Raw genomic sequence first — 13,806 nt, forward strand, 5'->3', positions numbered from 1 at the left:
GATCAGGGGACGGCGGCGTGGGGCCCGCCATGGCACGATCCCCGACATGGGTTTCGTGAAGGGACTTCTCGTCCGGATCGCCAGCACGGCGGTGGCGTTCTGGCTCGCCACGCTGCTGATCCCGGGGATCACGCTCGACACCGGGTCGGCCGGCGAGGCGGTGACCACGCTGGTGCTCGTCGCCGTCATCTTCGGCGTCGTCAACGCGGTGCTGCAACCGATCATCAAGACGGTCGGCTGCGGGCTCTACCTGTTGACGCTCGGCCTGATCGCGCTGGTCGTCAACGGGCTGCTCTTCCTGCTCACGAGCTTCATCGCCGGCGAGCTCGACCTGCCCTTCCACGTCGACGGCTTCTGGCCGGCGGCCGTGCTCGGCGCGCTCCTCGTCGGCGTCGTGACCTGGCTGCTCGGGTTGATCATGGATCGCGACTAGGGCATGGCCACAATCCGGAAACTGGGTTGAGACGGCCGGGGGGCCGACCGCTAGCGTCGGCCTCGTGCTGATCAGGCGTGACGACGGCTACGAGCTCTCCACCGATCCGACGCGGATCGACGTGGACCGGGTGCACCACTGGCTCTCCACCGACGCCTACTGGGCGATCGGCCGACCGCGCGACGTCCTCGCGCGCGCGATCGCCGGCTCGACCGCCTTCGGCGTCTACCGCCCGACCGACGGCGCGCAGGTCGCGTTCGCCCGGGCCGTGACCGACGGCGCGACCTTCGCGTGGCTCTGCGACGTGTACGTCGACCGGGCCGAACGGGGGCACGGGCTCGGCGCCTGGATGGTCGGCTCCGTCCGCGACGAGCTGGCCACCCGGGGCGTACGCCGGATCCTGCTCGCGACGCTCGACGCGCACGGCGTGTACGCGGGGCTCGGCTTCACGGCCCTGTCCGACCCGGTCCGGTGGATGGAGTACGACCGGCGCGGGGTGAATCCGGTCACCGGCAACGATCGGGAGCCGTCCGCCCCCCTTACGGTGACGGAATGAGCGAGCTGCGCCGCGGTTATCTGTTCGGTCTCGGCGCGTACGTCCTGTGGGGTTTCTTCCCGCTCTACATCAAGCTCCTGCGGCCCGCCGGACCCATCGAGATCCTCGCCCACCGGGTGGTCTGGTCGGTGGTCTTCGTCGCGCTGGTGCTCGCCGTGCAGCGCAACTGGGGCTTCCTGCGCGCGCTGGCCCGTCGGCCGAAGGCGCTGGGCGCGATCACGGTCGCCGCCGCGTTGATCGGCGTGAACTGGGGCACGTACATCTACGGCGTCAACTCCGACCGCGTGGTGGAAACGGCGCTCGGCTACTTCATCAACCCGCTGGTCGTCATCCTGCTCGGCGTCACGGTGCTGCGCGAGCGGCTGCGTCGCGCCCAGTGGCTGGCGCTCGGGATCGGCGGCCTCGCGGTCGCCGTGCTGACCGTCGACTACGGTCGGCTGCCGTACATCGCGCTCACCCTGGCGCTGACCTTCGGGTCGTACAGCCTGGTGAAGAAGCGGCTCGGGTTCCCCGCCGCGCAGGGGCTGTTCGTGGAGTCGGCGGTGCTCGCGCTGCCCGCGCTGGCGTACCTCGGCTGGCTCGGCTGGCGCGCGGACTCCACCTTCGGGCACGTCTCGACCGGCCACACCGCGCTGCTGGTCTTCGCCGGCGCGGCCACCGCGATCCCGCTGCTGCTCTTCGCCGGCGCCGCGAACCGGCTGCCGCTGACCGGGCTCGGCATCCTGCAGTACTCCGCGCCGATCATCCAGCTCGGCTGCGGACTGCTGATCTTCCACGAGCCGATGCCGCCGGCGCGGCTCGCCGGCTTCGCGCTGGTCTGGGTGGCGCTGATCGTCTTCACCGTGGACGGCGTCCGGCACGCCCGCCGCAGCTCGAAGGCCGCGCTGCTCGGCGCGACCCCCGAGCCGGCGGCGGTGACCGGACGCTGAGCCCGCGACGTCAGGGCACGTCGTAGCTGAGCAGCGGCGTGCCGTCGTACCGGGTGAGCTCCAGCCGCACCAGGTCGGCGCCGGAGAACCGGGTCGTGCCGGAGAGCCTGACGTCCTTGCCGGGCGCGGCGACCCAGGATCCGACCTGCTCGGTCGCCCCGTCCGGGCCGTGGGCCACCAGCCGGAACGTGTACGCGTTCCCGCCCCAGCTGGCGTTCTTCGCGTAGAAGCAGTGCATCGTCACCTCGGTCCCCCAGCTGGTGCCGCGCAGCCCGATCTGCGCGCTGACCGGGGCGCCGGTCTGCACCGGCGCCATTGACGCCAGGGCGACGGCCGGCGGAGTCTGCGGGGCCGGGGCGGGCGGGCGCAGCAGACCCACGCCGAGCCCCACGACCACGGCCAGACCGGCCGCGGCGAGTCCCCCACCGGTGGCGCGCCACCGGCGCGCCCGACGGCTGCGACGCCGCTCGAGTTGGGCCGCGGCGACGACCGTGGCGAGCCGCGGCTCGGCCGAGGGCGGGTCGACGAGCTGCTCGAAACCGGCCGGGTCGAGCCGGCCCAGCAGGCCCGGCAGCACCGCGACCTCGGCGACGGCCTGCCGGCATGCGGCGCAGCCCCGGAGGTGGTGCTCGTACGCGGCGCGCTCGGCCGGCGACAGGGCACCCAGCACGTACGCGCCGTCGTCGTGCGCGTGTTCACATCTCACTGGGTCACCCCCATCTCCTCCAGCACGAGCCGCAACGACCGCAACGCGTAGTGCGTGCGTGACTTCACCGTTCCCGCGGGTACCCCCAGCCGTGCGGCGGCCTCGGCCACCGACCGGCCCTGGTAGAAGCACTCCACGAGCACCTCGCGGTGCGGCTGCGACAGCCGCGCGAGCGCCTCGGCGACCGTCCATGCCTCGACCGCCCGGTCGGCCTCGTCCACCGCGGGGGGCGGCTCGGGAAGCTCGTCGGTGACGATCTCGCCTACCCGCGCGCTGCGCCGCCGCCACGCGTCGATCGCGAGATTACGCGCCGTGGTGAACAGCCAGGCACGGACGGAGCCGCGTTGCGGGTCCAGCGATTCCGGATGCCGCCAGGCCCGCAGCAGGGTCTCCTGGACCAGGTCCTCGGCGCGCTGTCGGTCGCCGCCGGCCAGCCGCAGCGCGTGCGCGAAGAGCGCGTCGCCGTGCTCGGCGTGCAGCGCGCGCAGCAGTTGTGCGTCCTGGTCCGTCAAGAGGTGCCCTTCCTTCCGACCAGGAACACGGGGCGCGCGCGGGCGCGGTTCAATAAATAAGCTTGTTCATCTCTCGTTCATTACGCGGCCGGATCCCGATCACAGCGGGCTCCTAGCGTCCGCGAGCGTGTGCGTCTGCGCCATCCGCGCCCGATGCGCACCTGACCAGCGAGGAGGCGTCTGCCCCGATGAGCGATCCCACGAGAGAATCCATGAACGACAGTCGTCGTTCCCTTCCCCTGCTGCGGACCCCCGGCCACGGCGGTCGCAGCCCGATGACCTGTCTCTACCGCTGCGGCAACGCCTGCGACCACCCGGTGCCGAACCAGTCCGCCAACCCGTACTTCGGCGACCTCGTGAACGCGGCCGCGCCGGTTTCGGACGCCGCCGTCTCCCGCCGCGGCTTGATCCGGGCGGGCGCGGTCGGCGCGCTCGTGCTGGGCTTCGGCGGCGCAGCGGCCCCGGCGAGGGCCGGCACGCCGGCGCCGACCGCGCCCGGCGCCGGACCCGCCCGGGGCGCCGCGCCGCGGGGTGGGCGCCCGGCCGGCGCGCTGAGCTTCAAGCCGATCCCGCCGAACACGCTCGACACCGTGATCGTCCCGAACGGGTACGACCACTGCGTCGTCGTCCGCTGGGGCGAGCCGATCCTGCCCGGCGCCGCGCAGCTGGACGTGCGCAACCAGACCGGCGAGCGGCAGTCGCGGCAGTTCGGCTACAACAACGACTTCCTGGCGGTACTGCCGCTGGACAAGCGGGGCCGCTCCGCGCTGCTCGTGGCCAACCACGAGTACACGAACGAGGAGCTGATGTTCCCCGGCTTCACCGGTCACGACGCGCTCACCGTCGACCAGGTGCGGGCCGCGATGGCCGCGCACGGTATGTCCGTGGTGGAGCTGGAGCGGGTCGACGACACGGGTCAGTGGGTGGTCGTGCGCAAGGGGCCGCGCCGCTACAACCGGCGGATCACGACGCTGGCGACCAGGTTCGCGCTCACCGGGCCGGTGGCCGGGTCGACGTGGGTGCGGACGGCGGCCGACCCGCGGGGACGTACGGTGATCGGCACCCTCAACAACTGCGCCGGCGGCGTCACCCCCTGGGGCACCGTGCTCTCGGGCGAGGAGAACTTCAACCAGTACTTCGTCGGCGGCGACGCGGTGCCGGCCGAGCTCAAGCCGAAGTTCGAGCGGTACGGCATCACCACGAAGGCGCGCTACCCGAGCGGCAGCCGCAAGTGGGAGCGGGCCGACGAACGGTTCGACCTGGCGAAGCACCCGAACGAGGCGCACCGCTTCGGCTGGATCGTCGAGGTCGACCCGTACGAACCGGACTCGCGTCCCCGCAAGCACACCGCGCTCGGCCGGTTCAAGCACGAGGGCGCGAACGTCATCGTGGCGAAGAGCGGGCATGTCGTGGCGTACATGGGCGACGACGAGCGCTTCGACTACCTCTACAAGTTCGTCTCCGACAAGAAGATGATGAAGGGCGACTCGGCGGCCGCCCGCCGCCACAACCTGACCCTGCTGGAGTCGGGCACGCTCTACGTCGCCAAGCTCGGATTCACCAGTGCCGGCGAGATCGACGGGTCGGGCAGGCTGCCCAGCGACGGCGCCTTCAACGGCACCGGCCGCTGGATCAAGCTGGTCAGCGGCGACCGCTCGTATGTGCCGGGGATGACCGCCGTCGAGGTGTTGACCTTCACCCGGCTCGCGGGTGACGCGGTGGGCGCGACCAAGATGGACCGGCCGGAGGACGTCGAGCCGAACCCGGTCACCGGCAAGATCTACGTCGCGCTGACCAACAACTCCAACCGGGGCGTGGGCAGCAACGCCCCGGCCGACGAGGCGAACCCGCGCAACGCCAACAAGCACGGGCAGATCGTCGAGCTCACCGAGGACGGCGGGGACCACACCGCCGAGTCGTTCTCCTGGTCGCTGCCGATCGTCTGCGGCGACCCGGCCGACCCCGCGACGTACTTCGCGGGGTACGACAAGAGCAGGGTCTCCCCGATCTCCTGCCCGGACAACGTCGCCTTCGACAGCTCCGGCAACCTGTGGATCTCGACCGACGGCAACGCCCTGGGCAGCAACGACGGGCTCTTCGCCACCGCCGTCGAGGGACCCGAGCGCGGTCACCTCAAGCAGTTCCTGACGGTGCCGCCCGGCGCCGAGACCTGCGGCCCGTTCATCACCGCCGACGACCGGTCGGTCTTCGTGGCGGTGCAGCATCCCGGCGAGGTCAGCGGCGCCTCCATCGAGAAGCCGGCCTCCACCTGGCCGGACGGAGACTTCGCCAAGCCGGCGGTGGTCTGCACCTGGCGTCTCGACGGCGGCCACATCGGCAGCTGACGTACGGCGGCGCCGGCGAGGGGGTCGTCGGCGCCGCCGGAACCGGCGCTAGACCGAGTGGTCGACGGCGACCATCGCCTCGGAGAGGGCGCGCGCGGCGGCCAGCAGCTTCGACCGCACCATCCGGGCCGACGTCATCATCTCGGCCGCCGGCAGCGCGCAGGCCAACGCGACCCGACGCTCCATGTCCTTGTCCGGCGCGACCAGCACCGCGGCGCAGGCGACGCCCTGCCGGTACTGCCCGATCTCCAGGTGCATCCCGCGGCGGTCGCCCGCGGCGAGGTCCGCTTCGAACGCTTCGACGGTGCTCAGGGTGGCCGCGGTGAACGGCCGCATCCCGTACTCCTTCAGGTAGCGGTAGCGCTGTTCCGGGGTCAGCGTGGCCAGCAGCGCCTTGCCCAACGCGGTGGCGTGGGCGCCCTCGTCGAAGCCGGGGACCAGGTCCTCCAGGAACGGCGACCGCGGACCCTCCGCCGACGCCGTGATGGCGACCTGGCCGCCGATGAACCGCCCGAGGAAGTGGCTGTAGCCGGTGTCCAACGCCGCTCGGCGCAGCGTCTCCCCCACCGCCGGCGGCCCTCGGAACGCCGAGACCAGCTCGCGGTAACGGTCGGCCACCTCCAGCCCGACGATGTAGGTGCCGTCCTCCCTGCGGATGACGTAGCCCTCGTAGGCGAGGGTGCGCACCAGGTGGTACGTCGTCGCCACGGTCAGCTCGCACCGCCGGGCGATCTGCTTGACCGTGAGGCCGCGCGGGGCACGACCGACCGCTTCGAGCACCCGCAGCGCCCGGGACACGCTGCGGATCAGATCCGAGGGTTCTGCCAAGGGGTCGCGCACAACCACCTCCCACACCGGGGACTTACACCATATGAAAAACGACGGGCGAGCGGAATGCCCGCAGGAATCGAAGGCACCAGATATGACGCGACGGTGCGTGCAGTGACCGACACGCGTAGTTCGTCCCGCGGGTTCGCGTAGGGTCGGACGGTAATGGAAAAGATCATCACGGGTCCGACCGCCCCCACGGGTGCTCCGCGTCCGGCACGCGCCGTCCTCGGCGCGACCACCACGACGATCGCCTCGGTGTTGCCGGTCTTCCTCATCGGCGGCCTCGCCGTGCAGCTCGGCGCGGAGCTGCGGTTCTCCCCCGCCGGGCTCGGCCTGGCGGTCTCCGTCTACTTCGGGGTGAGCGCGCTCGCCTCCGTACCCTCCGGGCGGCTCGTGGACCGATGGGGGCCGGTGGCGGTGGCGCGCGCCGGCATCGTGCTCTCCGCGGCCTCGCTGCTCGCCATCGGACTGTTCGCGCGCTCGTTCCCGCTGCTGGTCACGCTGCTCGCGATCAGCGCCGGCGCGAACGCCCTCGGCCAGCTCGCCAGCAACGCCGCGCTGGCCCGTCAGGTCCCGCCCGGCCACCAGGGCCTGTCGTTCGGCGTCAAGCAGGCCGCCATCCCGGCCTCGACACTGCTCGCCGGGGCGGCCGTGCCGGCCATCGCCCTGACCGTCGGCTGGCGGTGGGCCTTCATCGCCGCCGCGGCGGCGGCGCTCACCGCGCTGGCCCTGGTGCCGACCGGCGTGGGCGCCGAACGCGCCCGGACGGTACCCGACGGCGCGCGGGCCACCTCCGCGCTCGTCACGATCGGCGTCGCCGCGACGCTGGCGTCCGGGGCGGCCAACGCGCTCGGAACGTTCCTGGTCGACTCGGCGGTCGTCCGCGGCATCAACCCCGCGCTCGCCGGGCTGACGCTGACGTTGGGCAGCGCGATCTGCGTCGCCGGCCGGGTCCTCGCCGGCTGGCTCGCCGACCGGCGCAGCGCCGGACATCTGGCCACGATCGCCGGCATGCTGGTCGTCGGCGCGGTCGGGCTGGCGCTGCTCGCGACGGGCGGCCCGGTCGCGCTCACCCTGGGCGTCACGCTCGGCTTCGGGCTCGGCTGGGCCTGGCCCGGGCTGATGAACTTCGCCGTGGTCCGGCTGCATCCGCAGGCGCCGGCCACGGCCACCTCGATCACTCAGACCGGGGTGTACGCCGGCGGCGCGCTCGGCCCGCTGGTGCTCGGCGCGGTCGCGACCCACGCGGACTATCCGCGCATGTGGCTCACCGCCGCGGTGGCGATGGTCGTCGCCGCCGCGCTGATGCTGACCGGCGGCCGGATGCTCCGCGCGACGACGTAGTCGCCGCGCCAGCGGCGGCGCGGCGCGGTCAGCTGGTGCGGTCGGCGATGAAGTCGCAGAGCGACTCGAGCGCGCGCCGGGCCGGGCCGTCGGGCAGCGGCGACAGCTGCTGCCGGGCCTCCTCCGCGTAGCTGCGCACCGTCTCGCGGGCCCGCTTCATCGCCGGCGACTCGCGCAGCAGGCCGAGCGCCTCGGCGTGCAGCGCGTCGTCGGTCACCGGACCCGCCGCGAGGATCTCGCGCAGCCGTACGGACGCCGCGTCGGCGTCGTCGGAGCCGAGCGCGTAGAGCACCGGCAGCGTCGGCACCCCCTCGCGGAGGTCGGTGCCGGGCGTCTTGCCCGACTGCACCGACTCGGAAGCGATGTCGAGCAGGTCGTCGGAGAGCTGGAACGCCACCCCGATCGTCTCGCCGTAGCCGGCGAGCGCCTCGATCTGCTCCGGTCCGGCGCCGCCGAACATCCCGCCGAACCGCGCCGACGTCGCGATCAGCGACCCGGTCTTCCCGCTGATCACCTGGAGGTAGTGGGCGACCGGCTCGTCACCCGCGCGCGGGCCGACGGTCTCGGCGATCTGGCCCTCGACGAGCCGGGCGAAGGTGCGGGCCTGCAGCCGCACGGCCTCGACCCCGAGGTCGGCGGCGATGTCCGCCGCCCGGGCGAAGAGGTAGTCACCGACCAGGATCGCGACGGAGTTCGTCCAGCGCGAGTTCGCGCTGGGCGCGCCGCGGCGGACGGGCGCCTCGTCCATCACGTCGTCGTGGTAGAGCGTCGCCAGGTGGGTGAGCTCCATGACCACCGCGGCCGGCACCACCAGCGGCGCCCGCGGGTCGCCGAAGTGGGCACCCAGCGACACCAGCAGCGGACGGAACCGCTTGCCGCCCGCGTCGACCAGGTGCCGCGCGGCCTCGGTCACGAACGGGTCCGCGCTCGCCACGCAGCTGCGCAGCTCGCCCTCCACCCGCTGCAGCGTGTCGAGCACCGAGGCCTCGAGGGCGGGGTCGACAAAATCGAGCCCGATCGAGGTCAGCGCCGCCGTGCTCACCGCGCTGCTCCGATCGTCCGCCGTCCTCACCACGTCCCCCACGATGCCACACCGATCCCACCGCCCCCGGTCGGGGGCGGTGGGCACCACGTCACGGGACGAATTCCGCGGCGCGGTTCGTCAGGTCGAGCAGCGACTCGGGCGCCACGCCGAGCACCAGGGTGGCCGCCACGCCGATCGTCAGCGCCGCGGCGGTCAGCCCGCCCGGTACCAGCACCGACGGCGTGGACTCGCCCGGCTCGCTGAGCCACATCATGACCACGACCCGCAGGTACGGGAAGGCGAGGATCATGCTGCTCAGCACGCCGACCACGACCAGCCAGGTGTGCCCGGCGCCGGAGGCGGCCCCGAAGACCGCGAACTTGCTGGTGAAGCCGCTGGTCACCGGGATGCCCGCGAAGGCCAGCAGGATGAACGTGAAGACCCCGGCGAACAGCGGCGAACGCCGCCCCAGCCCGGCCCAGCGGGACAGGTGCGTCGCCTCCCCGTCCGCGTCCCGGACCAGCGTGACGACCGCGAACCCGGCGAGCACCGTGAAGCCGTACGCCACGAGGTAGAACATCGTGCTGGCCAGGCCCTGCTTGTTGACGGCCAGCGCGCCGACCAGGAGGTAGCCGGCGTTCGCCACCGACGAGTACGCGAGCAGCCGCTTGATGTCGGTCTGGGTGACCGCGAGGACCGCCCCGACGAGCATCGTGAGGGCCGCGACGGCGCCGAGCACCGGCGTGTACGCCCAGCTCGCCCCGCCGAACGCCACATGCAGCACCCGCAGCAGCGCGCCGAACGCCGCGACCTTGGTGCACGCGGCCATGAAACCGGTGACCGGGGTCGGCGCGCCCTGGTAGACGTCGGGGGTCCAGACGTGGAACGGCGCGGCGGCGGCCTTGAAGAGCAGGCCGACCGCGATCAGCGCGATGCCGGCGTAGAGCAGCGCGGGGCTGACCTCCGAATTGCGGACCGCCGCGGCGATGGTGGCGAAGTCGACGCCGCCGCCGTTGTCGCCGGAGCCGCTCGGGGTGCCGGCGGTGAAGCCGTACACCAACGCGAGTCCGAAGAGGAAGAACGCCGAGGCGTACGCGCCCAGCATGAAGTACTTGAGCGCCGCCTCCTGGCTCAGCAGCCGCCGGCGGCGGGCCAGCGCGCACATCAGGTAGAGCGGCAGCGAGAGGACCTCGAGCCCGATGAACATCGTCAGCAGGTCGTTCGCCGCGACGAAGAGCAGCATGCCGGTGAGCGCGAAGAGCGACAGCGGGTAGATGTCGGTGGCGCCGGGCTGACGGACCGTCTGGTTGCGGTCGGCGTCCGAGCCGACCACGATCGCGGCCTGCGCGACGAACGGGCCGCCCCGCTCCAGCGAGCGCTCGCCGATCAGCAGGATCGACACCACGCCGAGCACCAGGATCGCGCCCTGCAGGAAGAGCGTCGGGCCGTCGATGGCGATGGCCCCGCCGGCCGTGACCGTCCGGGTGTCCGCCTGCCACACGACGGTGACCAGCGCGGCCGTGATCGCGCCGAGCGACAGCACCAGTTGGACGAGGTGCCGCTGGGCCTTCGGCACGAACGCCTCGACGAAGACCCCGACGCAGGACGCGCCGAACAGGATCAGCATCGGGGTGATCGCCCCGTAGTTGATGGGCGGCAGCCCAATTTCCGTCATTTCGCTGCCTCCGTGGTGACCGCCGTGGGCGCGGGGTCGGTCTTGCCGACGTCCTGCATCGTGGCCTGGACGGCGGGGTTGATGACGTCGGTGACCGGCTTCGGGTAGAAACCGAGCAGCAGGATCAGGGCGATCAGCGGAGCGACCACGACCTTCTCCCGGAGCGTGATGTCGCGTCGCATGCCCTCGTGCTCGGCGAGCGCCGGGTTGAGCGTCCCCTGCGTGGTGCGCTGCACCATCCAGAGCACGTACGCGGCGGCGAGGATGACGCCGAGCGTGGCGATGACGGCGACCGGCTTGTTGACCGGGTAGGTGCCGAGCAGCACCAGGAACTCGGAGACGAACGGCGCCGTGCCGGGCAGCGCCAGCGAGGCGAGACCGGCGAAGAAGAACACGCCGGCCAGGATCGGCATCAGCTTGCCGACGCCCCCGAAGTCGCTGACCAGCGCGGACCCGCGCCGGGCGACCAGCATGCCGACCACCAGGAAGAGCAGGCCGGTCGCCAGGCCGTGGTTGAGCATGTAGAGCACCGCGCCGGTGCCGGCCTGGGTGGTGAAGGCGAAGATGCCGACCCCGATGAAGCCGAAGTGCGCGATCGACGTGTACGACACCAGCCGCTTGAGGTCGTTCTGGCCGACCGCCAGCAGCGCCGCGTAGATGATGCCGATCAGCGCGAGCGCCAGCGCGTACGGGGCGAACCACTTCGACGCCTCGGGGAAGAGCGGCAGGCAGTACCGCAGGATGCCGAAGGTGCCGACCTTGTCCATCACGCCGACCAGCAGCGCCGCCGAGCCGGCCGGGGCGGCCGCACCGGAGTCCGGCAGCCAGGTGTGGAACGGGAAGAACGGCGCCTTGATCGCGAAGGCGATGAAGAAGCCGAGGAAGAGCCAGCGCTCCGTCCCGGTCGACATGTCGATCTGGGTCAGCGCCTGCCAGTCGAAGGTCTGACCGCCGACGACCCAGAGCCCGATCACCGCGGCGAGCATGAACAGGCCGCCGACCAGCGAGTAGAGGAAGAACTTCACCGCGGCGTACTGGCGCTGGTGTCCGCCGTAGCTGCCGATGAGGAAGTACATCGGCACCAGCATGACCTCGAAGAACACGTAGAACAGGAAGATGTCGGCGGCGGCGAAGACGCCGATCATCGTGCCCTCGAGGGCGAGCAGCAGGGCGAAGTAGACCGGCACCGACCGCTTCAGCGCGTCGGCGTCCTTCCAGGACGCGAGGATCACCACCGGCACGAGCACGGCGATCAGCATCAGCATCACCAGCGCGATGCCGTCGGCGGCGAAGGTGAAGCTGACGCCCCAGGAGGGGATCCACGGGTAGGACTCGCGGAACTGGAACCGCTCACCGCCGGTCTGGAACGCCACCCACATGGCGACCGACAGCGCCAGCACCGCCAGTGACCAGCCGAAGGCGACGCGCTTGGCCAGCTCCGGGTTCGTGCGCGGCAGGAACGCCACCACGAGCGCGCCGACCAGCGGCGCCAGGGTCAGCACCGACAAGAACGGAAACTCTGTCACGCCAGCCATCCCATCTGCAGGGCGAGGAACGCCGCGACCACCAGCAGGGCGCCGGCGAGCACCGACATCGCGTACGACCGGACGAACCCGGTCTGCAGCCGGCGCAGCCGGCCCGAGCCGCCGCCCACGGCGGCCGCGAGCAGGTTGACGCCACCGTCGACGACCTTGCCGTCGAGGAACACCAGGGCGCGGGTCAGGTAGATGCCGGGCTTCTCGAAGACCGCCTCGTTGAAGGCGTCGGTGTAGAGGTTCTTCCGGGCCGCGGTGACCACCGGGCCGGCCGGCAGCTCCTGCGGGGCGGTGCCCTTGCGGAACAGCGCCCACGCCAGCCCGGCGCCGATCACCGTGACCGCGGTGGCGAGCACCGTCAGCACGGTGTGCGACAGGACCCCGTGCGCCTCCTCCTGCGGGCCCAGCACCGGCGTCAGCCACTCGGGCACGCTGGTGGCCATCAGCCCGCCTGCGGCGACCGAGCCGATCGCGAGCAGGATCAGCGGGATCGTCATCACCGGCGGCGACTCGTGCGGGTGCTCGATCTCGTCGGTCCAGCGCTTCGGGCCGTGGAAGGTGAGCACGAAGAGCCGGGTCATGTAGAAGGCGGTGAGCCCGGCGCCGAGCAGCGCCGCGCCGCCGTACAGCCACGCGGTCCAGCCGTGGCGCGCGAACGCGGCCACGATGATCGGCTCCTTGGAGAAGAAGCCGGAGAACGGGAAGAGACCGAGGATCGCCAGCCAGCCGGTGGCGAACGTGAGCCAGGTGATCTTCATGTACTTCGACAGCCCGCCGAAGCGCCGGATGTCGGTCTGGTCGTGCATCCCGTGCATGACCGAGCCGGCCCCGAGGAACATGTTGGCCTTGAAGAAGCCGTGCGCGAGCAGGTGGACGATCGCCAGCGCGTACGCGCCGCCGCCCAGCCCGACGCCGAGGAACATGTAGCCGATCTGGCTCACCGTGGACCAGGCCAGCACCCGCTTGATGTCGTCCTTGGCGCAGCCGATGATGCAGCCCATCAGCAGCGTGAGCGCGCCGACGCTGACCACGACGGTCTGCAGCGTGGGGTTCGCCGAGTAGATCGGGTTCGACCGGGCGATCAGGTAGACGCCGGCGGTGACCATCGTGGCGGCGTGGATCAGAGCGGAGACCGGGGTCGGGCCCTCCATCGCGTCCGGCAGCCACGCCTGCAGCGGGAACTGGCCGGACTTGCCGGCCGCGCCGAGCAGGAGCAGCAGCCCCATCATCAGCACGATGCCGCCGGTGAGCGCGCCGACGTGGGTGAAGACCTCGTCGAACTGCGTGGTGCCGAGCGTCGCGAACATGATGAAGATCGCGATGAGCAGGCCGGCGTCGCCGACCCGGTTCATCAGGAACGCCTTCTTACCGGCGGTCGCCGCCGATGGCAGGTGGTTCCAGAAGGAGATCAGCAGGTACGACGCGAGACCCACACCCTCCCAGCCGAAGAAGAGCATCACGTAGTTGTTGCCGAGCACCAGCAGCAACATCGCCGCGACGAAGAGGTTGAAGTACGCGAAGAAGCGGCGCCGACCGGGGTCGTGCTCCATGTAACCGACGGCGTAGAGGTGGATCAGGGATCCGACGCCGGTGATGAGCAGGACGAAGACCCCCGACAGCGGGTCGAAGAGCAGACCGAAGTCGACCTTGAGGGAACCGACCTCGATGAACTGCCACATGCTCAGCTCGACCGAGCGGTTGGTCAGCCCGCGCAGCTGGAAGAAGTAGGTCAGGCCCAGCACGAAGCTCGCGGCGACGCTGGCCACGCCGAGCCAGTGACCCCACCGGTCGGCCCGGCGGCCGAGCAGCAGCAGGACGGCCGCGCTGGCCAGCGGGATGGCCACCAGCAGCCACATGGTGCTCAGCAGCCCGGTTGCCGGCGCGTACTGCACAGTCGCTTCCACTTGGAGGCCCCT

Annotated in this window: 12 protein-coding genes; 5 read left to right on the forward strand and 7 right to left on the reverse strand. The window is 71.7% G+C overall.

The features are described 5' to 3' along the window. The first annotated feature begins 46 nt into the window (after positions 1–46). The 3 genes from BLW47_RS21385 to rarD all read left to right on the forward strand — a co-directional run bounded on the left by BLW47_RS21385 (position 47) and on the right by rarD (position 1,918). Entirely contained in the window at positions 47–433 is a 387-nt protein-coding gene (locus BLW47_RS21385; RefSeq protein ID WP_091561100.1) for a phage holin family protein, read from the forward strand. A 70-nt stretch (positions 434–503) separates the two neighbouring features. Beyond that, the gene (locus BLW47_RS21390) at positions 504–989 is read left to right on the forward strand and encodes a GNAT family N-acetyltransferase (RefSeq protein ID WP_091561364.1); all 486 of its coding nucleotides are present in this window, start codon (positions 504–506) and stop codon (positions 987–989) included. Continuing rightward, a complete protein-coding gene (gene rarD, locus BLW47_RS21395) occupies positions 986–1,918 on the forward strand; it encodes an EamA family transporter RarD (RefSeq protein WP_091561103.1) in 933 nt (310 codons plus the stop codon). The genes BLW47_RS21390 and rarD overlap by 4 nt, the downstream gene beginning before the upstream one ends. Positions 1,919–1,928: 10 nt before the next feature. Here rarD and BLW47_RS21400 read toward each other — a convergent pair whose 3' ends face one another. Together BLW47_RS21400 and BLW47_RS21405 are read right to left on the reverse strand one after the other, a co-directional pair. Then, complete coding sequence (locus BLW47_RS21400; RefSeq protein ID WP_091561106.1) at positions 1,929–2,624, reverse strand: anti-sigma factor family protein; 696 nt, start codon at positions 2,622–2,624, stop codon at positions 1,929–1,931. After that, positions 2,621–3,115: a sigma-70 family RNA polymerase sigma factor gene (locus BLW47_RS21405; protein ID WP_245736894.1), complete on the reverse strand. Its 495-nt coding sequence runs from the start codon at positions 3,113–3,115 to the stop codon at positions 2,621–2,623. Before BLW47_RS21405 ends, BLW47_RS21400 begins: the two co-directional genes overlap by 4 nt. Before the next feature lie 233 nt (positions 3,116–3,348). Here BLW47_RS21405 and BLW47_RS21410 point away from each other — a divergent pair, with 233 nt between their 5' ends. Continuing rightward, complete coding sequence (locus tag BLW47_RS21410) at positions 3,349–5,481, forward strand: PhoX family protein (RefSeq protein WP_091561114.1); 2,133 nt, start codon at positions 3,349–3,351, stop codon at positions 5,479–5,481. 48 nt (positions 5,482–5,529) lie between these two features. Here BLW47_RS21410 and BLW47_RS21415 read toward each other — a convergent pair whose 3' ends face one another. After that, a complete protein-coding gene (locus tag BLW47_RS21415; protein ID WP_091561367.1) occupies positions 5,530–6,321 on the reverse strand; it encodes an IclR family transcriptional regulator in 792 nt (263 codons plus the stop codon). Between the two features lie 153 nt (positions 6,322–6,474). Between BLW47_RS21415 and BLW47_RS21420 the strand changes: the two genes are divergently transcribed. Continuing rightward, positions 6,475–7,656 carry an MFS transporter gene (locus BLW47_RS21420; RefSeq protein WP_091561117.1) on the forward strand — a complete coding sequence of 394 codons (1,182 nt, stop codon included), beginning with the start codon at positions 6,475–6,477 and terminating at the stop codon, positions 7,654–7,656. Between the two features lie 28 nt (positions 7,657–7,684). Here BLW47_RS21420 and BLW47_RS21425 read toward each other — a convergent pair whose 3' ends face one another. From BLW47_RS21425 to nuoL, 4 genes are read right to left on the reverse strand one after another with little or no spacing between them, the layout of a single operon-like run. Further along, positions 7,685–8,743 carry a polyprenyl synthetase family protein gene (locus BLW47_RS21425; RefSeq protein WP_425435432.1) on the reverse strand — a complete coding sequence of 353 codons (1,059 nt, stop codon included), beginning with the start codon at positions 8,741–8,743 and terminating at the stop codon, positions 7,685–7,687. A 46-nt stretch (positions 8,744–8,789) separates the two neighbouring features. Then, positions 8,790–10,355, reverse strand: coding sequence for an NADH-quinone oxidoreductase subunit NuoN (gene nuoN, locus BLW47_RS21430; RefSeq protein WP_091561120.1), 1,566 nt, complete (start codon positions 10,353–10,355; stop codon positions 8,790–8,792). Beyond that, complete coding sequence (locus BLW47_RS21435; protein WP_091561123.1) at positions 10,352–11,881, reverse strand: NADH-quinone oxidoreductase subunit M; 1,530 nt, start codon at positions 11,879–11,881, stop codon at positions 10,352–10,354. Before BLW47_RS21435 ends, nuoN begins: the two co-directional genes overlap by 4 nt. Next, positions 11,878–13,746, reverse strand: coding sequence for an NADH-quinone oxidoreductase subunit L (gene nuoL, locus BLW47_RS21440; RefSeq protein ID WP_091561370.1), 1,869 nt, complete (start codon positions 13,744–13,746; stop codon positions 11,878–11,880). Before nuoL ends, BLW47_RS21435 begins: the two co-directional genes overlap by 4 nt. Positions 13,747–13,806 lie beyond the last annotated feature (60 nt).

This window comes from Micromonospora pattaloongensis (assembly GCF_900107255.1).
GTDB classification, from domain to species: domain Bacteria; phylum Actinomycetota; class Actinomycetes; order Mycobacteriales; family Micromonosporaceae; genus Micromonospora_I; species Micromonospora_I pattaloongensis.